General features: G+C 71.9%; 17 protein-coding genes. 7 read left to right on the top strand and 10 right to left on the bottom strand.

The window, feature by feature from the left end; translation table 11 throughout:
* Positions 1-42: 42 nt before the first annotated feature.
* Both FDO65_RS03310 and FDO65_RS03305 read right to left on the bottom strand, forming a co-directional pair.
* Positions 43-1,284: an SPFH domain-containing protein gene (locus FDO65_RS03310; protein ID WP_137448028.1), complete on the bottom strand. Its 1,242-nt coding sequence runs from the start codon at positions 1,282-1,284 to the stop codon at positions 43-45.
* Positions 1,285-1,297: 13 nt separating this feature from the next.
* Entirely contained in the window at positions 1,298-1,720 is a 423-nt protein-coding gene (locus tag FDO65_RS03305; RefSeq protein WP_137448027.1) for an NfeD family protein, read from the bottom strand.
* Positions 1,721-1,847: 127 nt separating this feature from the next.
* Here FDO65_RS03305 and FDO65_RS03300 point away from each other — a divergent pair, with 127 nt between their 5' ends.
* Complete coding sequence (locus FDO65_RS03300; protein WP_137448026.1) at positions 1,848-3,182, top strand: sensor domain-containing phosphodiesterase; 1,335 nt, start codon at positions 1,848-1,850, stop codon at positions 3,180-3,182.
* On the opposite strand, the gene FDO65_RS22680 is transcribed toward FDO65_RS03300, so the two are convergent.
* Positions 3,183-4,064, bottom strand: a complete 882-nt coding sequence (locus FDO65_RS22680) for a DUF3097 domain-containing protein (RefSeq protein WP_137448025.1) — start codon at positions 4,062-4,064, stop codon at positions 3,183-3,185.
* A 93-nt stretch (positions 4,065-4,157) separates the two neighbouring features.
* On the opposite strand from FDO65_RS22680, the gene FDO65_RS22675 reads away from it, so the two are divergent.
* From FDO65_RS22675 to FDO65_RS03280, 3 genes are read left to right on the top strand one after another with little or no spacing between them, the layout of a single operon-like run.
* Positions 4,158-5,000, top strand: coding sequence for a hypothetical protein (locus FDO65_RS22675; RefSeq protein WP_137448024.1), 843 nt, complete (start codon positions 4,158-4,160; stop codon positions 4,998-5,000).
* Positions 4,997-6,181, top strand: coding sequence for an App1 family protein (locus tag FDO65_RS03285; protein ID WP_240757396.1), 1,185 nt, complete (start codon positions 4,997-4,999; stop codon positions 6,179-6,181). Before FDO65_RS22675 ends, FDO65_RS03285 begins: the two co-directional genes overlap by 4 nt.
* 34 nt (positions 6,182-6,215) lie before the next feature.
* A complete protein-coding gene (locus tag FDO65_RS03280; protein WP_137448023.1) occupies positions 6,216-7,592 on the top strand; it encodes a sensor domain-containing phosphodiesterase in 1,377 nt (458 codons plus the stop codon).
* Between the two features lie 45 nt (positions 7,593-7,637).
* Here the strand turns inward: FDO65_RS03280 and fabI are convergent, their stop codons facing one another.
* The 7 genes from fabI to FDO65_RS03245 all read right to left on the bottom strand — a co-directional run bounded on the left by fabI (position 7,638) and on the right by FDO65_RS03245 (position 14,856).
* Positions 7,638-8,444: an enoyl-ACP reductase FabI gene (gene fabI, locus FDO65_RS03275; protein WP_137448022.1), complete on the bottom strand. Its 807-nt coding sequence runs from the start codon at positions 8,442-8,444 to the stop codon at positions 7,638-7,640.
* Positions 8,445-8,526: 82 nt separating this feature from the next.
* Positions 8,527-9,252 carry a 3-oxoacyl-ACP reductase FabG gene (gene fabG, locus FDO65_RS03270; RefSeq protein WP_137448021.1) on the bottom strand — a complete coding sequence of 242 codons (726 nt, stop codon included), beginning with the start codon at positions 9,250-9,252 and terminating at the stop codon, positions 8,527-8,529.
* A 115-nt stretch (positions 9,253-9,367) separates the two neighbouring features.
* Positions 9,368-10,339: a VWA domain-containing protein gene (locus FDO65_RS03265; RefSeq protein ID WP_137448020.1), complete on the bottom strand. Its 972-nt coding sequence runs from the start codon at positions 10,337-10,339 to the stop codon at positions 9,368-9,370.
* Complete coding sequence (locus tag FDO65_RS03260) at positions 10,336-11,322, bottom strand: DUF58 domain-containing protein (protein WP_137448019.1); 987 nt, start codon at positions 11,320-11,322, stop codon at positions 10,336-10,338. Before FDO65_RS03260 ends, FDO65_RS03265 begins: the two co-directional genes overlap by 4 nt.
* Positions 11,319-12,302 carry an AAA family ATPase gene (locus FDO65_RS03255; RefSeq protein WP_137448018.1) on the bottom strand — a complete coding sequence of 328 codons (984 nt, stop codon included), beginning with the start codon at positions 12,300-12,302 and terminating at the stop codon, positions 11,319-11,321. Before FDO65_RS03255 ends, FDO65_RS03260 begins: the two co-directional genes overlap by 4 nt.
* A 189-nt stretch (positions 12,303-12,491) precedes the next feature.
* Positions 12,492-13,133: an NTP transferase domain-containing protein gene (locus tag FDO65_RS03250; protein WP_137448017.1), complete on the bottom strand. Its 642-nt coding sequence runs from the start codon at positions 13,131-13,133 to the stop codon at positions 12,492-12,494.
* Positions 13,126-14,856 carry an excalibur calcium-binding domain-containing protein gene (locus tag FDO65_RS03245; protein ID WP_137448016.1) on the bottom strand — a complete coding sequence of 577 codons (1,731 nt, stop codon included), beginning with the start codon at positions 14,854-14,856 and terminating at the stop codon, positions 13,126-13,128. Before FDO65_RS03245 ends, FDO65_RS03250 begins: the two co-directional genes overlap by 8 nt.
* A 324-nt stretch (positions 14,857-15,180) precedes the next feature.
* Here FDO65_RS03245 and FDO65_RS03240 point away from each other — a divergent pair, with 324 nt between their 5' ends.
* The 3 genes from FDO65_RS03240 to FDO65_RS03230 all read left to right on the top strand — a co-directional run bounded on the left by FDO65_RS03240 (position 15,181) and on the right by FDO65_RS03230 (position 20,776).
* Positions 15,181-15,705: a hypothetical protein gene (locus FDO65_RS03240; protein WP_137448015.1), complete on the top strand. Its 525-nt coding sequence runs from the start codon at positions 15,181-15,183 to the stop codon at positions 15,703-15,705.
* Between the two features lie 317 nt (positions 15,706-16,022).
* The gene (locus FDO65_RS22395; RefSeq protein WP_205849747.1) at positions 16,023-17,684 is read left to right on the top strand and encodes a flagellar basal body-associated FliL family protein; all 1,662 of its coding nucleotides are present in this window, start codon (positions 16,023-16,025) and stop codon (positions 17,682-17,684) included.
* Positions 17,685-17,929: 245 nt separating this feature from the next.
* Positions 17,930-20,776 (top strand): aconitate hydratase, encoded by a 2,847-nt coding sequence (locus FDO65_RS03230; RefSeq protein ID WP_137448014.1) that lies wholly within the window; start codon positions 17,930-17,932, stop codon positions 20,774-20,776.
* The last annotated feature ends 6 nt before the right edge of the window (positions 20,777-20,782 follow it).

The following is a 20,782-nucleotide window of genomic DNA, read 5'->3' as shown; positions in this document are numbered from 1 at the left end:
CCGCGACCGGGCCGGCCCCGTCGGGTCCCGGTGCCGGCGTGGTCAGTGGGCGTCCGGCCCGGTGGGCCGGTCCGAGGTCGCCGGTGCGACCGGCGGCGCCGGCTGGCCCGGCGGCAGTCCGGCGGCACCGGTGCCGATCTCGCTGCGCTGGCGGTACCGGGCGGCGTCTTGCTGTTCGATGGTCACCGCGGCCTCCCGCTCGACCGCGCGCACGGCCTCGGCGACCTCCTTGGCCGACGTGCCCTCGAACCAGTCGGAGACGTCGTCGTCGATGTCGCCGGCCCGGTTGCTGCTGGTGGGTTCCGCGGCCGGCCCGGTCGGCGGTTCGTAGCGGAAGACCCCGTCCTCGCCCTTGGTGCCGAGCATGCGGGCGAAGCCCTCCAGCGACTTGTTGAACTCGCTGGGGATCACCCACACCTTGTTGGCGTCGCCCTGGGCCATCTGCGGCAGGGTCTGCAGGTACTGGTAGGCCAGCAGTTCAGGCGTCGGCTTGCCCGCCTTGACCGCGGCGAACACCTTCTCGATCGCCTTGGCCTGGCCCTGCGCCTGCAGGTACCGGGCGGCCCGTTCGCCCTGCGCCCGCAGGATGCGGGACTGCCGCTCGCCCTCCGCGGCCAGGATCGAGGCCTGCTTGGCGCCCTCGGCCGACAGCACCGCAGCCTGCTTCTGACCCTCGGCCGTCTTGATCGACGACTCCCGCTGACCCTCGGCGTTCAGGATCATGGCCCGCTTGTCGCGGTCGGCGCGCATCTGCTTCTCCATCGCCTCCTGGATGGAAGGAGGCGGGTCGATGGCCTTCAGCTCGACCCGGGCGACCCGGATGCCCCACTTGCCGGTGGCCTCGTCGAGGACGCCGCGGAGCTGGCCGTTGATCGAGTCCCGGCTGGTCAGGGTCTGCTCGAGGTTCATGCCGCCGACCACGTTCCGCAGTGTGGTGGTGGTCAACTGCTCGACCGCGACGATGTAGTTGGCGATTTCGTAGACGGCCGACTTCGGGTCGGTCACCTGGAAGTAGACGACGGTGTCGATCGACACCGTCAGGTTGTCCTCGGTGATGACCGGCTGCGGCGGGAAGGACACGACCTGCTCGCGCAGGTCGATACGGGCGCGGATGCGGTCGATGAACGGCATCAACAGGATCAGGCCGGCATTACCGGTCTTGTTGTAGCGGCCCAGGCGTTCGATGACCGCGGCCTGCGCCTGCGGGATCACCTTCACCGAGCGCACGATCGTGAGCACCACCAAAATGGCGACGACCGCCGCGATGATCAGACCGACGTCCATGTGCGAACCCCCCTCACAACACCACCGCGGTCGCTCCGCGGATCTCCACGACAGTCACAGCAGTACCCGGAGGCAGCGGTCGTTGACCGTGCATTCCGACGGCCGACCAGATCTCGCCGCCGATCTTGACCTGGCCGCCGTCGACGTCGACCGTCTCGACGACGGTGGCGGTCGATCCGATGACGGCGTCGATGCCCGACCGGATGGCCGAGGGCTGATAGAACCGACTGAGCAGCCAGGGGCGCAGACCGAGCACCAGGCCCACCGACGTCAGGGCGAAGACCACCAGCTGCAGCCAGAGCAGCTCCGGGAACAGCAGGGACGTCCCGGCCGCGGCCAATGCGCCGCCGCCGAGCATGAGCAGCACGAACTCCGCGCCCAGAACCTCGGCGACCGACAGGACGACCGCTCCTGCGAACCAGATCCACGCCGACATGACTTCATCGTGCCATGACACCCGGACGGGTGACCGATTCGTGACCTGGCCGGCCGGACGTTCGCTCCGGCGGCCGACAGTTACTTTCTGTGTTCAGTATGTTGCTCCGAGTACTTAGCATGAGCTCATGACATCCGACGAGGCGGCGCGAGCGGCGTCGGCCCGTCGGTATGTCGCCCGATCCGACGGGCGCCTGACCGTTCGGCTGGAGAAGGTGCTGGCCCTGATCGGACGGGCGCTCGACTTCCCCGGGGTGCGCATCACCGTCCTGGACGAACACCTGCAACACACCATCGGAGTGGTCGGACCCGCGCTGTCCCGTTCGCTGCCGCGCGACTCCGCGATTTGCGACGAGGTGGTGCGCACCGGGAGCCCCCTGGGCGTTCCCGACGCCGTCACCGACCCGCGGTTCGCCGACCTCCCCGAAGTTCTGGCCGGCCTGACCGGGTCCTACCTCGGGGTCCCGTTGCACGGCCGCGAGTCGCTGGTCATCGGCGCGGTGTGCGTCACCGACCCCCAGGCCCGCCGCCTGGACGACGAGCAGGTCCGGCGCATGCAGACCTTCGCCACCGTGGTCGAACGGGTCCTCGAGATCCAGCGGCGAGCCGTCGAGCAGTCCGATCAGCCGGTCGATCCCGCCGACCCCACCCCACGGGTGGCCCTCGGACCGGACGCACCCCGACTGCTCCGGGCCGCCATCGACGCCCACCGCATCGAACCCGCGTACAAGCCGGTGGTCGACCTGGCGACCGAGCGGCTGCGGGGCTTCGAGGTGACCCCCCGGTGGAGCCCGCCGGGGCGGCCGACGGACGACGCCCGCTGGCTGGTCCCCGGGGCGCGGGACACCGACCTGCTGCTGGCGCTGGATTACGCGACGCTGGCGGCGGCGCTGCCCGACCTGGCCCGTTGGACGACGACCCGACCCCGCCTGACGGTCACCGCGCCGATGTCGGCCCGGCTCCTCGCCGACGACCGGGCGCCGGACCGGCTCACCGCGATGACGGCCGCCGCCGGCGTCGACCCGCTCGACGTCGATCTGCTGCTGACCGAGTCCGCCCAGTGGTCGCCGACCAGCGCCGCCGCGATCGCGAACGCCACCGCGCTCCGCGATCTCGGTTTCGGTCTGCACCTGCAGGACTACGGAAGCGGCTGGACCGCGCTCGACCAGCTGCTCTGGTTGCCGGCCGACGCCGTCAAGATCGATGCCTCGCTCACCGCCGCCCTCGGCACCCGGGTGGGCGACGCGCTGGCCGGCGGCATCATCGCTCTGGCCAGGGCCATGGGGATGCGGGTGGTGGTCGGCGGTTTGTCCTCCCCGGCCGCCGCCGACACGGCGCGGACACTGGGCGCCCGGGACGGGCTGGGCGACCTGTGGTGCCCAGCCGTGCCGACGTCGGTGGCCGACGCTCTGGTCGCGAACGGCGTCGAACCGGCGTGGTCGGACCATCGGGTGGAACGCTGATCAGCGGGCCGCGGTGACGAAATCGATCAGCTGCTCCATGGCGGTGATGACCGGCGTGTCGAGATCGCGGTAGGTACGGACGGCTCCGTTGACCCGACCCCACATCGTGCGGGTGTCCGGGACCCCGAGCGCCCGGCAGACCCCGGTCTTCCAGTCCACCCCTCGGGGCACCTCGGGCCAGGCGCGGATGCCGACCGCCGACGGGCGGACCGCCTGCCAGATGTCGATGAACGGGTGCCCGGTGACCAGCAGGCTGTCCGGCGCGGACCGTTCCACCCGGGCCGTCACCTCCCGGGTGATCCGGTCCTCCTTGCTGCCCGGCACCAGGTGGTCGACCAGCACGCCCAGTCGCCGATCCGGGCGCGGGGCGAACTCCGCCACCGCGGCGGCGAGATGGTCGAGACCGTCGAGCGGTTCGACGACGATGCCCTCGACCCGCAGGTCGTGACCCCACACCCGCTCCACCAGGGCCGCGTCGTGCACCCCCTCCACCCAGATCCGGGACGCCTGGGCGGTCCGCGCGCGCACCCCGGCGACCTGCCGGGAACCCGACGCCGAACGCGCCGGGCCGGTAGGGGCGGCCGCCGGGCGGACGAGGGTGGTCGGCCGCCCGTCCACCAGGAACGCCCCTGGTTCCAGCGGGAACATGCGACGGTTGCCCCGCCGGTCCTCCAGGGTCACGGCGGAGGACGTCACGGCGACGACCGCGCCGCAGAACCCGCTCAACGGATCCTCGGCGACGACGTCCGCCGTCGCCGGGACGACCTGCGGTTCCGGACGTCGCGGACCGCGCCCCGGCCCCCGGTCGGCGAGGACATCGCGGCCGTACCGGTCGGCAGGACGGGCCGTCGGGCGGTCGGTGGGAGGGCGATGGTCGGGCACGACTGGGCACGCTACCGGCCGGCCGCTCCGGTGCCCCGGACGCCACGATGGTCGCGAGGCGAGGGCCCCTCGGCTCTGACGTACGGTGTCGCCATGTCCGTCGAGCCACCCGGTCCGGTCGCCGCCGGCACCGTGCGTGCCGCGACCACCCTGACGCTGTGGGCCGCGGCCTGGCAGGGCGGGGCCAGCGCCGACGACGTCCTTGATGCGATCGACGATCCGGACCACCGCGCCGGCGCCCGGGCGGCCACGGCCACGGTCGCGGAGATCACCGGGTTGCCGGGTCCCGGGTCGGCGAGTGCCGGTACCGCAGCGCTGCTGCCGCTGCTGCGCTCTGGTGGGGCCCCCGAGTTGCTGCTCCCCCGCCCCGGCGACCTGCGCGGTCTGCCCCCGGGCGGGGCGGCGGCGGTGGCCGGACTGGACAGCGGCGCCGCGGTCCGGCTGCCCGACAGTGGGCTCCTGCTCATCCCCGGTGCCGGGCAGTGGCGGATCTTCGACGGACCGACCGGACACGGACCGGCCGCCGGCGGAACGACACCGCTGGACATCCCGGTGGCCCACGACGTCCTCGACGAGGCGATGACGCGGGCGACCCGGCTGCTGACCGCTCTGGACGTCGCGCGGGGGTCGGACCAGGCCCGTGAACAGGTCCGCCGGATCATGCTGCTCGAGGCTGTCCACACCCCGCCGGGGACGCCGTCGGCGGCGAGCAACCTGCTGGCCACCAGCATCTCCCTGCATGCCCTGCTGACCGTGGCCGCCGGTCAGGAGACCGCCGCGGTGACCAGCGGTCAGGTCGCCCGGGTCGACGACGCCCTGCGGCCGTTGGTCGACGCCGTCGCGCAGGCCCGACGGGCCGCCGTGGCCACCGCGGTGAGGGCGCTGACGCGGACCGACGGCCGTGCGATGCCCCGGCGTTCGGTTCCTCGGCGGTGAACGTCACTCCCGAACGGCCGATGGGGGCGGCCCGACCGCACCTGGCCGCGCGGGTCTCCGACGGTCTGAACCGGCTCACGGGTGCGGTGCTGCGCCGGCTGCAGTGGCACCCGACAGTGCTGGCTTACCCGGGGTACGGGCAGTCGGATCCGCAGGGATGGGCCCGGGTGCTCGGCCGCGTGCTGTGGGCCCCGCCGTCCCGGCGCGCCGACGACGACACCGATCTGCGCGGGTGGCGCCGGTTCCTGACCTGCCCGGTGCCCGACGTCCCGGTGCAGGTGTGGTGGCCCGGGGCGGAGAGCGCCCTCACCGTGCGCTCCGGCCGCGGCGGCTACGTCGACGCGGTGCTGCCGGCGACGCTGCCGGCGGGCCGCCACCCGATCACCCTGACGGTGCCCCGCTCGCCCCGGCCGGCCACCCATCCCGATGCGCCGACCCCGCCGGACGGCGGCCGCGCGACCACCGAGGTCACGATCGCCGACCGCCGTCCGCAGATCGGGCTGCTCAGCGACATCGACGACACCGTCCTGATCACGCATCTGCCCCGCCCGCTGCTCGCGCTGTGGAACACGTTCGTGCTGCGGGAATCCGCCCGGGTCGCCGTGCCCGGCATGGATCGCCTGCAGGCCGCCGTGGCCGCCGCGGGCGGTGAGCCCGCACTGGTGGTCTACCTGTCGACCGGTCCGTGGAACGTCGTCCCGGCGCTGTCCTCGTTCCTGCGCCGGCACCGGCTCCGGCCGGGTCCGATGCTGATGACCGACTGGGGTCCGACCAACACCGGGTGGTTCCGATCCGGCCGGGAGCACAAGGCGACCGCGCTGCGCCGGCTGGCCCGTGAGCTGCCCCAGGTGCGGTGGCTGCTGGTCGGGGACGACGGGCAGCACGATCCCGCGCTGTATGCCGACTTCGCCGACGAGCACCCCGATCACGTCGCCGCGGTGGCCGTCCGCCGGCTGAGCAAGGTCGAGCAGGTGCTGGCCGGGCATCCCGAGCGGGCCGGTTCCCGGCGGGGCACCGCCCCACCCGCTGGATCGACGGTCGCCCCGGCTGCGGTGCCCTGGGTCACGGCAGCAGACGGCAACGGTCTGCTGGATTCCCTTCGGCGCGGCGGCATCCTGCCGGCCGCTCCGGCCGCCGCCCTGCCCCGCCAGCCGGCTCGCGAAAACCGTCACTTCGAGTAACTTTCCAGGCGCAATCAGTCACTAAGCTGACCGCATGTCGGAACCGGAGGACACGGCCCTCGCCCGCGCCGCCTCGGCGCGCCAGTACCTCTTCGAGGACGATGCGCTGCCCCGGCGCCTCGAGAAGACCCTGGCCCTCATCGCCCGGGCCATGGAGTTTCCGACCGTCCGCATCAACATCCTGGACGCCGACACACAGCACACGATCGGTCTGGTCGGGGCGGGGCCGGTACCGTCCATCCCCCGGTCCGTGGCCTTCTGCGACACCGTGGTCGAGACCGGCGGCCCGGTCGAGGTCCCCGACGCCGTCAACGACCCGTATTACTCGGACTTCCCCGACGTCGTGTCCGGGAGCATCGGTGCCTATCTCGGCGTGCCGCTCCGTGGGCGGGAGAACGACGTCATCGGCGCGGTCTGCGTCACCGACGTCCAGGCGCGGGAGGTCGAACCCCATCACGTGGCCCGGCTGACCGACTTCGCGGTCGTCGTCGAGCGGGTGCTGGAGGTCATGCGGCGGATGCGGGAGCAGTCCCGCGGGCCGAGCTCCGTCACCGCCGGGTCCCGGGCGAGCCGCCTGGGCGCCGATGCGCTCGACCGACTGGCCGCGGCGGTCCGCGACGACCTGATCGAACCGCACTACCAGCCGGTCGTCGACCTGCAATCGGACCGGGTGCGCGCCTACGAGGTGGTGTCCCGTTGGGTCCCCCCGGGTCGGCCCGTCGACGACGCCCGCTGGCTGGTGCCGGCCGCCCGGGACACCGACGTGCTCGTCGATCTGGACCTCGCCGTCCTCCGGCGGGCGATGGTCGACCTCACACGTTGGCACCGCACATGGCCCCGTCTGCAACTGACGGTGCCGCTGTCGGCCCGGGTGCTCGCCCGCCCGGACTGCCTGTCGCTGTTCGAGGAGGTGGTCGAGGCGGCCGGCATCTCGCCGATCTACCTCAACCTGCTGCTCACCGAGTCGTACCAGTGGAGCCCGACCGCGACGAATGCCATCAACGCGGCGACCGACCTGCGCGACCTGGGATTCGGCATCCTGCTGCAGGACTACGGCACCGGCTGGACGGCGCTGGACCAGCTGCTGTGGCTCCCCGTCGACGGGGTCAAGATCGACGCCTCACTGACCGCCGCCCTCGGGACACCGGTGGGCGATGCCCTCGCGAGCGGCGTCATCGACCTCGCCCGGGCCATGGAACTCCGCACGACCGTAGGCGGGGTGCGGTCCGCGCGGACCGCGGAACTGGCCCGGACGATGGGCGCGGACTACGCCCAGGGGTCGTTCTGGGCCCGTCCGGTTCCCGCGTCGGAGATCGACCGGTTCGTGATCGAGCGGGCCATCGGCGACACCGGTGAGCCGGACGCCCGCCCACTGGCCGCCGCCGCCCTCGGGAGTCGAGGCGAGGGGTGACCGACCACCGGCGGTGATGCCGGCCGGCCGATCACCCCGCGGCGATCAGCCGCCGGCCACTTCCTTGGTCCCGAAGCCGAGGGCGTGGAACCCGCCGTCGACCATGACCATGGATCCGCTGGTCGCCGGGAAGAGATCGGACAGCAGGGCGACGGCCGCCCGGGCGACCGGCGTCGGGTCGGAGGTGTCCCAGCCCAGCGGCGCCCGGCTCGTCCAGCCGTTCTCCAGGTCGGCGAACCCGGGAATCGACTTGGCGGCCATCGTCCGGATCGGGCCGGCCGAGACCAGGTTGACCCGGATGCCCTTCGGTCCGAGATCGCGCGCGAGATAACGGGTCACGGATTCCAGGGCGGCCTTGGCCACGCCCATCCAGTCGTACGCCGGCCAGGCCTGGCGGGCGTCGAAGTCCAGGCCCACGATGCTGCCGCCGGAGGTCATCAACGGGAGCGACGCGACGGCCAGCGACTTCATGGAGTACGCCGAGGTGTGGACCGTCGTGGCGACGTCCTCCCAGGGGCAGTCCAGGAAGTCACCGCCGAGCGCGGACGCGGGGGCGAAACCGATGGAGTGCAGGACGCCGTCCAGCCGCGGAGCGAACGGGGCGACCCGGTCGGCCAGCGAGTCGAGCTGGGACTTGTCGGTGACGTCGAGCTCGACGACCGGGGCCTCCTGCGGCAGGCGCTTGGCGATCCGCTCCACCAGGGACAACCGGCCGTAACCGGTCAGCACCACCGAGGCGCCCTGCTCCTGGGCCAGCCGGGCGGTGTGGAAGGCCATCGAGGCCTCGGTGATCACACCGGTGATCAGCAGGTTCTTACCGGCCAGCAGCCCGCTGCCGAGCGATGACGTCATGTGGGGTGTTCTCCTTGACTGGGTTCTGGGAAGGTCGGGTCCGCGGTGCGCCGGCTCGCCGGGAACGCGGGGAGGGCGAGGGTCAGTGGCCCATGCCGAGGCCACCGTCGACCGGCAGCACGGCCCCGGTGATGTAGCCGGCACCGTCGGAGGCCAGGAACACCGCGGCGGCCGCGATGTCGGCGGTGTCGCCGTACCGGCCGGCGGGCACCTGCTTGCGGATCTCGTCGCGCCGGGCGTCCGGCAGCGCCCGGGTCATGTCGGTGTCGATGAACCCCGGGGCGATCACGTTCGCGGTGATGTTGCGGGAGCCCAGTTCCCGGGCGATGGACCGGGCCAGACCGACCAGACCGGCCTTGGACGACGAGTAGTTCGCCTGTCCCGCCCCGCCCGACAGGCCGACCACCGACGAGATGAAGATCATCCGCCCCCACCGCTTGCGCAGCATGCCGGAGGCGGCTCGCTTGGCGACCCGGTAGGAACCGGTGAGGTTCGCGTCCAGGACCCGGGTGAAGGTGTCCTCGTTCATCCGCAGCAGCAGCGTGTCGTCGGTGATGCCGGCGTTGGAGACCAGCACCTCGACCGGTCCCTGCTTCTCCTCGACCTCCTTGAAGGCCGCGTCGACGCTGGCCGGGTCGGTGACGTCGCAGATGACCCCGGACAGTCCCGCGGGCGGCTCCCCGGACCGGTGCGTCACGGTCACCCGGTGGCCGGCCGCGGCCATGGCCTGGGCGATGGCCAGACCGATGCCTCGATTGCCGCCGGTGACGAGAACGGAGCGTCCGGTCGGGGTCTCGGCCGATGACACGTTGATTCCTCCTATGGGTGCCGCGAATGCCCAGCGACAAGTCAAGTAACCGGGCCGCGACGACCCTACCGGCCAGCCGGTCGCGCGGCCGGACGTGCCGCGGCCCGGTGCCGACTCAGGGGATCCGCTGGACGATCACCAGACCGGCCGCGGCCCCCAGCAGCACCAGCACCGTGCCGGCGATCAGCCACGGGCGGGACACGTCCTGCTGCTTGGTCTCGTACCCGATCTGCTCACCCAGCTGGCTGTAGACGGACTTGAGTTCCTCGCTGGTCGCGGCGGTGTGGAAGTCACCGCCGGAGATCTGCGCGATCTGCTGCATCGCCTCGGTGTCCAGCGGGACGTCGACCTGTTCGCCCTCCACCGTGATGTACCCGTGGTCGGTGCCGAACGCGATCACCGACACCGGGACCTTGGCCTGGGCGGCCCGCTCCGCGGCGTCCTGCTCGGTACGGCCGACCGTCCGCTTGCCGTCGGTCATCAGCACGATGCGGGCCGGCACGCCGGCGCCCCCGGCGTCGTCCTGGCTGACCGGGGCGACGGTCTTCGCGAACGCCTCAATGGTCTGCAGGCTGGAGATGACCGCCTCGCCGGTGGCCGTCCGCTGGTCCAGCGTCAGGCTGTCGATCGCCTGCTTGGCCGCCGCGCGGTCGGTGGTCGGCGGCACCAGCACGGTGGCGATGCCCGCGAAGGACACGACACCGAGGTTCACCCCCGGGGTCAGGTCGTCGACGAACTGCTTGGCCGCCTCCTTGGCCGCGTCCAGCCGGTTCGGGGCCACGTCGGTGGCCTCCATGGACAGCGAGACGTCGATCGCCAGCATCACCGTCGCCCGGTTACGCGGCTCGCGGGCCTCGGCCGTCGGACCGGCCACCGCCACGGTCAACCCGATCAGCCCGACCAGTAGCAGCGCGGGCGGCAGGTGCCGCCAGCGGCCGGGCCGCTTCGGCGCGACCCGGTCGAGCAGATCCAGGTTGGCGAACCGCAACGTGTGCCGTCGGGTCCGGCGCTGGGCCAGGACGTACCCGACGGCCAGCGCGACGACGAGCGCGGCGCCGGCCAACCACCAGGGGTGCGCGAAGCTCATCGCGCCACCCCCATACCGCCCACCGCCGAATCGGCCGGGGTGGCCCGAACCGTCTGCGGCACACCACGTTTGCGGGCCACGACGAACCGGACCACGTCGGCGATCCAGTCCCGGTCGGTGCGCAGCACCAGGTGCCCGGCCCCACAGCGGCGCAGCGCCGCGGCCACCGCGTCACGGTGCTCCTGGGCGGCCGCGGCGAAGTCGGCCCGCAACCGCGGGGTGGTGGACACCTGGCGGGTCCGGCCGGTCTCCGGGTCGATCAGGGTGACGCCGCCGACCGCCGGGAGTTCGACGTCCCGCGGGTCCAGCACCTCCACGGCGAGCAGCTCGTGCCGCCCGCCGATGGCGCGCAGCGAACGTTCCCAGTCCAACGGTCCGATGAAGTCCGACAGCACCACGGCCAGCCCGCGCCGCCGGGGCGGGCGGCGCAGCGACTCCACCGCCGCGGCCAGATCCGGTCGGGCCTCGGCACCGACGGGACCGGCGGCCGCCCGGGGAGTCAGGGCCAGCGTCCGCAACAGGTGGGTCAGGTGGGCGCGACCGCCCCGGGCCGGGACCCGGACGATGCCATCCCCGGTGGCGACGACCGCGCCGATCCGGTTGCCCCCGCCACGCGTCAGGTGCCCGATGGCCGCGGTGGCCGCGACCACCAGGTCCCGTTTCTCGCAACCGGTGGTCCCGAAATCCAGCGACGCCGACAGGTCGGCGACCACCCACGTCTCCAGTTCCCGGTCGGCCACGGACTGCCGGATGTGCGCCTGCGTCGTCCGGGCCGTCACCGACCAGTCCATCCGCCGCACGTCGTCCCCGGCGTCGTACGGCCGGGCCTCCCCCGGTTCGGTCCCCGGCCCGGGAACCAGGCCCAGGTGGTTGCCCTGCAGCAACCCGTCGAGCCGACGCCGCACCGTCAGCTCCAGCGTCCGCAACGCAGCCTGCACCTGAGCGGGGTCGGCGGTGCCGGGGACGTGCGCCGGCGTGGTCACGCGGCGCTCGCTCCCGGGTACGGGCTGACCTGCGGCAACGGCACCGCCTGCAGCAGGCGGGCCAGCACGGTCTCGACGGCGACACCGTCGGCCAGCGCGTCGTAGGACAACACCAGCCGGTGCCGGAGCACGTCGCCGGCGACGTCCAGCACGTCCTGGGGGACGACGAAGTCCCGGCCGCGGACCAGCGCCAGGGCCCGGGAGGCGGCGATCATGCCGAGCGAGGCCCGCGGCGAGGCCCCGTACGCCAGCCAGCCGGCGACGTCGTCCAGGCCGTGCTCCCGCGGGGCGCGGCTGGCGAAGACCAGGCGCACGACGTAGTCGACCAGGGCGTGGTGCACGAAGACGTTGGCCGCCACCTGCTGCAGGCGGACCAGTTCGGCCAGTGGCAGGACCTGCTGGGCGACGGGCGGCGCGACGCCCATCCGGTACACGATCTCCCGTTCCTCCTCCGGCTGCGGGTAGTCGACCAGCAGCTTGAACAGGAAACGGTCCCGCTGCGCCTCGGGCAACGGGTAGACCCCCTCGTTCTCGATGGGGTTCTGGGTGGCCAGCACCAGGAAGGGTTCGGGCATCGGGAAGGTCTGGCCGCCGATCGAGACGTGCCGCTCGGCCATCACCTCCAGCAGCGCCGACTGCACCTTGGCCGGCGCCCGGTTGATCTCGTCGGTCAGCACGAAATTGGCGCGGACCGGGCCGATCTCGATGTCGAACTGTTCACGGCCGGCCCGGTAGATCCGGGTGCCGAGGAGGTCGGAGGGCACCAGGTCGGGGGTGAACTGGATGCGATTGAAGCTGCCGCCCACCACCCGGGCGAAGGTCTCGACCGCCAGCGTCTTGGCGACCCCCGGGACCCCTTCGATCAGCAGGTGCCCCTTGGCCAGCAGGCCGACCAGCATCCGCTCCACCAGCCGGTCCTGGCCGACGATGACCCGCTTGACCTCGAACACCGTGCGTTCCAGCAGTTGGGCGTCCGACATTGACGGACCGTCGGCTCCGGGCTGCGCGGTTGGTCCTGCGGTCGACTGGGTGGTCACCGGTCTGTTCTCCCCACTTCGGTGTGCACGGTCAGGTCCGAGCGCGACGCCATGACGCGGCGGGTTCCCCCGACTCATTGTGCCGACGAGCGGCGCCGGCCCGCGCAGCTGCACCTCCGCGGCGGCGCAGGTTCACCCCGCCGGCCACCAACGGTCACGGTCGTCGGGGGTGTCGACGTCGGCCCACTCGTCGTCCCGGCCGGGTACCTCGACGACCGGGACCCCGTCGTACAGCGACCGCAGCGGCCGGCCGTGCCCGCCGTCCGGGAGCACGTCGATCGCCCGGCGCAGCGCACCCGCACGCCAGGCCGCGAGCAGCAGTTGTCGCCGACCGGTGTCGTCGACCAGGACGGCGGCTCCCGCGCCCGGCTCGTCCGTCAGCGCCCGGACCAGTCGACCGACGGTGGCGGCCGTGAGGCGGGGCAGATCGGCGGCCAGCAGCACCACCGGCCCATCGGTCCCCGACGGCGCACCGACGCGGGTCAGGGCCGCGACGCCGGCGGCCACCGCGGCGGCCGGACCTCCGCCCGGCGGGTCCTCACGGACCGCGACCACACCGTCCGGCACGGGCCGCGGTGGGCCGACGACGACCACTGCGGTGGCCAGCACGTCGTCGCGGGCCGGTCGGACGGCCCCGAGCGCGACGTCCAGCAGGGTCGTCCCGGCGCGGGACAGCCCGGGCTTGTCCAGACCACCGAGCCGGCGTCCGCCCCCGCCGGCCACCACGATCGCCGCGACCGGGACGGAACGCGACGCAGCGCCGGGATCAGCCACCCGGGCGACTCGCGCCGATGTAGCCGTCCCAGTACATCGACGAGATCCGCACGTAGGAGCCGGAGTTCGGCGCCTCGATGATCTGGTTGTCGCCCAGGTAGATGGCGACGTGGTGGATGGTGCCGGGGTCGGACGTGTTGTACGCCCAGAAGACCAGGTCGCCAGGTTGCAGGTCCCCCCGCGACACCTTCGGCTGCCCCTGGTACTGGTAGCCGGAATAGTGCGGGAGGTACACACCGACCTGGGCCCAGGCGTACAGCGCGAGACCCGAGCAGTCGAACCCGACCTTGTTGTAGTCGCCGTAGCGGTCGGCCACGCCGCCGTCGCGGATCCCGAGGGTCGGACCGTCGGAATCGCCGCCGCCCCAGGCGTACTGCGTGCCCAGCCACCGCTTGGCCGCGGCGACGACGGTCTGCCCCTGTGAGGAGGAGCTGGCGGCGGACACGGTCGCCGTGCGGGTACTGCCGGACGAACCGGAGCTCGAACCGGAACCGGAACCCGACCCCGAACCTGTCGTGGAACCCGACCCCGAACCGGCGGTCGACCCGGAATCGGCCCCTCCGTCGCAGGCCACGCCGTTGCCGTTGGGGTCCAGTTCGGCGCGGTAGCCAGGCTCCCCCTTGTTGATCGGGGCGGCGCCGGCGTCCCGCGCGGCATTGCAATCCGCGTAGTAGGTGCCCGAGCTGGTCGGCTGCGCTCGCCGGGCGTTCTCGATCGTGGCGGCCTGTCGGGCGGCGGCCTGCTGAGCGGCGGCCTGTTGGGCGGCAGCCTGTTGGGCGGCAGCAGCAGCGGCGTCCGCAGCGGCCTGCTGAGCAGCGGCCTGCCGGGCGGCCTCGGCGGCGGCCGCCTGCCGGGCAGCCTCTTCCGCGGCCAGCCGGGCGGCTTCCTCGGCCGCCTTGCGGGCGGCCTCTTCCTCCGCGGCCTTCTGCGCCAACCACTGGTTGTACTGGTCGCGCTGGTTCTGCAGCCCCTGCGCGTTGGCCAGCGCCTGCTGATACGCCGTCTGCTGGGCGGTGAGCTGGGACTGCAACCGTCCGAGCTGGTCCTGGCCGGCCGACAGGGCGGCGGTCGCCGCCTGCTGGGCCTGGTCGGCGGTCTGCTTGGCCGCGTCCGCCCGCCCCTGCGCGGCGGTGGCCGCGTCGAGGGCGGCGCGCGCCGCGGAGTCCGAGTTGGTCTTCTGGTTGCGGCTGACCTCGAGCCGGTTGATCGCGTTGAGCTGGCTGGCCGACACCTGATCCAGTAGTTCCCGGCGCTGCAGGATCTCGGTCGGGCTCCCGGCGTCGAGCAGCGCCCCGACCGAACCGACCACCGATCCCTGCCGGAACGACGCGGCCGCGAACTGCTTGGCCTTGGCCTTGGCGTCGTCGACGGCGGTCGCGGCGGCCTGGGCGTCCTGCTGGGCCTGGGCGGCGGCCGCGCTGGCCTGCGCCGCGTCGGCCTGCGCGACCTGCAGGTCGACGGCGGCCTTGTTGGCCAGCTCGGCCTTCAGCTCCATGTCCTGCTGCAGCCGCTGGATGTCGGCCTCGGTGCGGGTGACCTGACCGCCCAGCCGCCCGACCTCGGCGGCCTGGGCGGCCGCGTCGTCCTGACTCTGCTGGATCTGGTCGTCCGACGGGTTGTCCGGCGGCGGCGGGACGGCACCGGCCGGGGACACGGCGCCGGTGAACAGGACGGCGGCGAGCATCACCCCGGTCGCCGCACGGCGAAGACCCCTGGTGGTCACGTGTGTCGTTCCCCTCTTCCGGACGCCGGGCGAACCCGGGGCCGCTGATCGATCGGGACGGTCGCACCCCCTCCCCCCGGAGGTGGGCGCTCGGCCTTCCGAACGGACCCGCGCGTGCTCGCCACCGTGCGGTGTCACCACGACACGCAGCCGCACCATGCCACTCGTGTCCCACTGTTGACCAGGGGCCACGCACGGCACACCTGTCACACTATGGACATAACGGACGACGCTGAGTGATTTTCATACTTTTGCGCGACGTCGGACGTTTGTTCTCACCCAGAGTGGGCGCGGGCCCGGGTGCTGAGGCGACACACTGGGCCGATGATCGATGGCTCCCGCCCGACCGATCCCCTCCCCATCGTTCGTTCCGGTCCACCCGGCCCCTGGGGACCCGCCGCCACTGCCCCAGCACCGCGGCGCACGGCGCGCACCGGCGTGCTCCTGGGCCTACCGGGCCTGATCCTGATCCTCGTCGGCGCCTTCCTGCCCTGGTTGATCTCGGGCACGGTACGGCGGTCCAGCTTCGCCGTCGCCGGGGTGGCCGACCGCCTGGGTGTCGCGGACGGACTGGGCGGCACCCTCGTCGCCGCCTGGCCCGCCATCTGTGCCAGCTTCGTCCTCCCGGTCCTCGTCGCGGCCTTCCGGTGCTGGCGGACCGCGGGTTTCCTGGCCGTCCTCCTGGGACTGCTGGCCGGCGGGCTGGCGGGGACCGCCCTGTGGTTCGGACTCGCGGGCTCGGCGTCCGTGGTCCGACTCGACCTGACCGGACCGTCGGTAATGCTGACCGGCGCCCTGCTGTTCATCGCCGGTGGCATCGCCCTGCTGCGCTCCCACCCGCTGCGCTGACCCACCCGACCGGTGGCGCCCCCGGGTCGCCCGTTCGAGATCGCCCGACCGTGGACGAAGGCGGCAACGTCCCGCGCGTCCCCTCCGTCACAATGGGAAACAGGAGGGGATCACCGGAGAGCGGCCTGAACGACGGGGCCCACCTTCGGGGGTCACTGTGGGTCGATCGTGAGATTGCGGTACGAAACGTCGGCCTCGCCGCTCCTGTCGCCACCGCCGGCAACCACCCGGCGGCCGTACCACCCGGGCACCGGTTGACGACCGTTGCGGTGCCGACCGCCCCATCCGGGCGTTCTCGACCGAAGGGACAGCATTCGATGACTGATCACGGCGGATCCACGGGACCGGAAGGCTGGCGCCCGAGCGGCCAGCAGCCGGGTTCTCCGGGGTCGGGCCCGTCCGGCTGGGCGCCCCAGGGCGGCCAGGGATCCGGTCCGCAGAATTCCGGACCCCAGGGCTGGGGCCCGCAGGGCGCCCAGCCGGGTTCCTACGGACAGCCCGGTCAGGGTGGTCAGCCGGGTCAGGGCGGTCAGTACGGCCAACCCGGTCAATACGGCCAGCCCGGCCAGGGTGGTCAGTACGGCCAGCCCGGACAGGGCGGTCAGTACGGCCAACCCGGTCAGTACGGCCAGCCCGGCCCGGGCGATCAGTACGGCCAGTACGGCCAGCCGAACACCCAGCAGTTCCCGCCGCAGCAGTTCGGTGGTGGCGCCCCAGCCGAGCCGAAGAAGAGCAAGGGCCTGCTCATCACCGCGATCGTCGCGGTGGTCGCCCTGCTGATCGGCGGCGGGGTCTGGTACTTCGCATCCCGTAACAACGGACCCGGCGTGCAGACCGCGGCCTCCGGCCAGGCCAGCCCACAGGACGCGGTCAACGCGCTGTTCACCTCGCTGGGGAACTCCGATCCGATCGGGCTGGCCGACCAGCTCGACCCGGCCGAGGCCAAGCTGTTCACCGACCTGAACTACGACATCATCGGCGAGCTCAAGCGGCTCGAGGTGCTGAGCCCGCAGGCCTCCGCGGACTCGATGACCGGCACCAAGATCTCGATCGAGGGCCTGACCTTCGACGGCACGGACGATCAGATCACCGACTCGATCCGCGTGGTCAAGCTCACCGGCGGCAAGATCACCGTGCAGAGCGACCCCAGCCAGATCCCGCTGAGCGACAAGATCAAGGACGCCTTCGGCAAGGAGATCAGCCAGGCCCAGCCGAAGTCCGAGACCGTGGACATCGCCCAGGAAGTCGCCAAGCGGGACGGTAAGCCGATTCGCGTCGCCACCGTCAACCGCGGCGGCCAGTGGTACGTGAGCCTCTTCTACTCGATCGCCGACAACGCGGTCCAGGAGGCCGGTCTGCCCAACCCGACCGCGGCCGACCGGATCGCCCCGCAGGGCTCCGGCAGCCCCGAGGACGCAGTGAACAAGCTGTTCGACGCAGCCGCCAAGCAGGACATCGCCGGCGTCATCGCGGTGACCGCTCCGGACGAGATGGGTGCGCTGCACGACTACGGCCAGCTGATCGTGGATCAGGCCAGCAGCGAGCTCGGCAGCTCCGGCGACGTCCCGTTCACGGTCGACGACGTCAAGTGGACCACCAGCGACGTCACCGGCGGCACCAAGGTGTCCCTGGAGTCCATCACCATCACCGCCGAGGGTCAGACCGTGTCGATGACCCGGGACGTGGCCAACAACGCGGTCACCCTGAACGTCCCCGGCCAGGCGGCCATCACCATCGACCAGTCCAACCTCGACACCTACCTGTCCGAGGCGATCGGCGAGGATCTGCCGCCGCAGCTGAGCGATCTGGCCAAGCGCGAGCTGCCGCAACTGCTCAACCTGGGCATCGTCACCACCCAGGTGGACGGCCAGTGGTACGTCTCGCCGGTCCGGTCGTTCTCCGACATCTTCGTTTCCATCCTCAAGGGTATGGAGCCGGAGGATGTCGACTACCTGATCTCCCTGGCCCAGGGTCGCTAGATCCGGGCGCTGTCACTGCATCGCCCGAGCGGGGCCGGTCCTGTCGGACCGGCCCCGTTCGGCGTCTCCGGCCGGTGCAACTGCCAAATATGACGGGCGTACTGTAAAAAGGAGTGGACCCGGGCGCACCGCCCCGGGGCCCGGGGAGAACAATGTCCCCGTAGGCCCCACCGCCACCCGGGCCGCCGTTCCGCCGCCGCAGTACTGACCTCGCACACGCTGCGAGAAGACTTCAGGAGGGTGCCGTGTCTGCCCCGAGCCAGAACAGCTTCGACGCCAGGACCGATCTCACGGTCGGAGACGAGACCTACGGGATCTTCAGGATCACCGGCGTACCGGGGCTGGAGAATGCCGATCGGCTCCCGTTCTCCCTCAAGGTGCTGCTGGAGAACCTGCTCCGCACCGAGGATGGCGCGAACATCACCGCCGACCACATCCGCGCGCTGGCCGACTGGGATCCCGAGGCCGAGCCGAACGTGGAGATCCAGTTCACCCCGGCCCGCGTGATCATGCAGGACTTCACCGGCGTGCCCTGTGTCGTCGACCTGGCCACCATGCGCGAGGCGATGGCCGAACTGGGCGGCGACCCGGACCGCATCAACCCGCTGGCCCCGGCCGAGCTGGTCATCGACCACTCCGTCATCGCCGACGTCTTCGGCAGTGCCGACGCCTTCGAGCGCAACGTCGAGCTGGAGTACGAGCGCAACCGTGAGCGCTACCAGTTCCTGCGGTGGGGCCAGACCGCGTTCGACGAGTTCAAGGTCGTCCCCCCGGGCACCGGCATCGTCCACCAGGTCAACATCGAGCACCTGGCCCGCACCGTGATGTCCCGGAACGGCCTGGCCTATCCCGACTCCTGCGTCGGCACCGACTCGCACACCACCATGGTCAACGGCCTGGGCGTGCTGGGCTGGGGCGTCGGCGGCATCGAGGCCGAGGCGGCCATGCTGGGCCAGCCCGTGTCGATGCTGATCCCGCGGGTGGTCGGCTTCAAGCTGACCGGCGAGATCCCGACCGGCGTCACCGCCACCGACGTCGTCCTGACGATCACCGAGATGCTGCGCAAGCACGGTGTGGTCAGCAAGTTCGTCGAGTTCTACGGCCAGGGCGTCAGCGAGGTGCCGCTGGCCAACCGGGCCACGATCGGCAACATGAGCCCCGAGTTCGGCTCCACCGCCGCCATCTTCCCGATCGACGACGAGACCATCGACTACCTCAAGCTGACCGGTCGCCCGGCCCAGCAGGTCGCCCTGGTCGAGGCGTACGCCAAGGCCCAGGGCCTGTGGCACGACCCGTCCACCGAGCCGGTGTTCTCCGAGTACCTCGAGCTGGACCTGTCGACGGTGGTGCCGTCGATCGCCGGCCCGAAGCGCCCGCAGGACCGCATCGAGCTGACCGACGCCAAGGGTTCGTTCCGCAAGGCCGTCCACGACTACGTCGTCAACGGCAACGCCGCCCCGGAGACCAAGCTGGACGAGGGCGTCGAGGAGACCTTCCCGGCCAGCGATCCGGTGTCGACGATGCCGTCGCACGCTGAGGAGGACGCCGACGAGCGCGTCGTCGCCGCGCTGCAGTCCGCCGCCACCGGCGCCAGCGGCCGGCCGAGCAAGCCGACGAAGGTGAGCTCGTCCGAGCTCGGCGAGTTCGAGCTCGACCACGGCGCCGTGGTGATCGCCGCCATCACCTCCTGCACCAACACCTCGAACCCGTCGGTGATGCTGGGCGCCGGGCTGCTGGCCCGCAACGCCGTCGAGAAGGGCCTGACGGTCAAGCCGTGGGTCAAGACCACGATGGCCCCGGGCTCGCAGGTCGTCACCGACTACTACGAGAAGGCCGGCCTCTGGCCGTACCTGGACAAGCTCGGCTACAACCTGGTCGGCTACGGCTGCACCACCTGCATCGGCAATTCCGGCCCGCTCCCGGACGACATCTCGGCCGCGGTCAACGAAGCCGATCTCACCGTCGTGTCGGTGCTGTCCGGCAACCGGAACTTCGAGGGTCGAATCAACCCGGACGTCAAGATGAACTACCTGGCCTCCCCGCCGCTGGTCATCGCGTACGCGCTGGCCGGGACGATGGACTTCGACTTCGACGAGCAGCCGCTGGGCCAGGACGCCGACGGCAACGACGTCTTCCTGAAGGACATCTGGCCGTCGCCGCAGGAGATCCAGGAGACCATCAACGGCGCCATCAACCAGGAGATGTTCGCGGCCTCCTACGCGGACGTCTTCGACGGTGGCGAGCGCTGGAAGTCGCTGCCCACGCCGACCGGCAAGATCTTCGAGTGGGACACCGACTCGACCTACGTCCGCAAGCCCCCGTATTTCGAGGGGATGCCGGCGCAGCCGGAGCCGGTCACCGACATCGCCGGGGCCCGGGTGTTGGCCAAGCTGGGTGACAGCGTGACCACCGACCACATCTCCCCCGCCGGGGCGATCAAGGCCGACACCCCGGCCGGCAAGTACCTCACCGAGCACGGCATCGCCCGCAAGGACTTCAACTCGTACGGCTCCCGCCGGGGCAACCACGAGGTGATGATCCGGGGCACGTTCGCCAACATCCGGCTGCGCAACCAGCTGCTCGACGACGTCCAGGGCGGGTACACCCGGGACTTCACCGTCGAGGGCGCGCCGCAGGCCTTTATTTACGACGCGGCCCAGAACTACGCCGCCGCCGGCACCCCGCTGGTCATCCTGGGCGGCAAGGAGTACGGCTCCGGTTCGTCCCGCGACTGGGCGGCCAAGGGCACCGCGCTGCTGGGCGTGCGGGCGGTCATCACCGAGTCGTTCGAGCGGATCCACCGCTCCAACCTCATCGGCATGGGTGTCATCCCGCTGCAGTTCCCGGAGGGCGAATCGGTCAAGTCGCTCGGGCTGACCGGCGAGGAGACCTTCGCGATCTCGGGCATCACCGAGCTGAACGAGGGCCGGACCCCGCGGACGGTCAAGGTCACCGCAACCGCGCCTGGAGCGGACACCCCGTCCGTGACATTCGACGCGACGGTCCGCATCGACACCCCCGGTGAGGCCGACTACTACCGCAACGGCGGCATCATGCAGTACGTGCTGCGTTCGCTGCTGCGGCAGTCCTGAGAGATC

Source organism: Nakamurella flava, assembly GCF_005298075.1.
Taxonomy (GTDB): Bacteria; Actinomycetota; Actinomycetes; order Mycobacteriales; family Nakamurellaceae; genus Nakamurella; species Nakamurella flava.
Note: the sequence above shows the minus strand (reverse complement) of the source record. Positions and strands in the feature narration are given on the sequence as shown.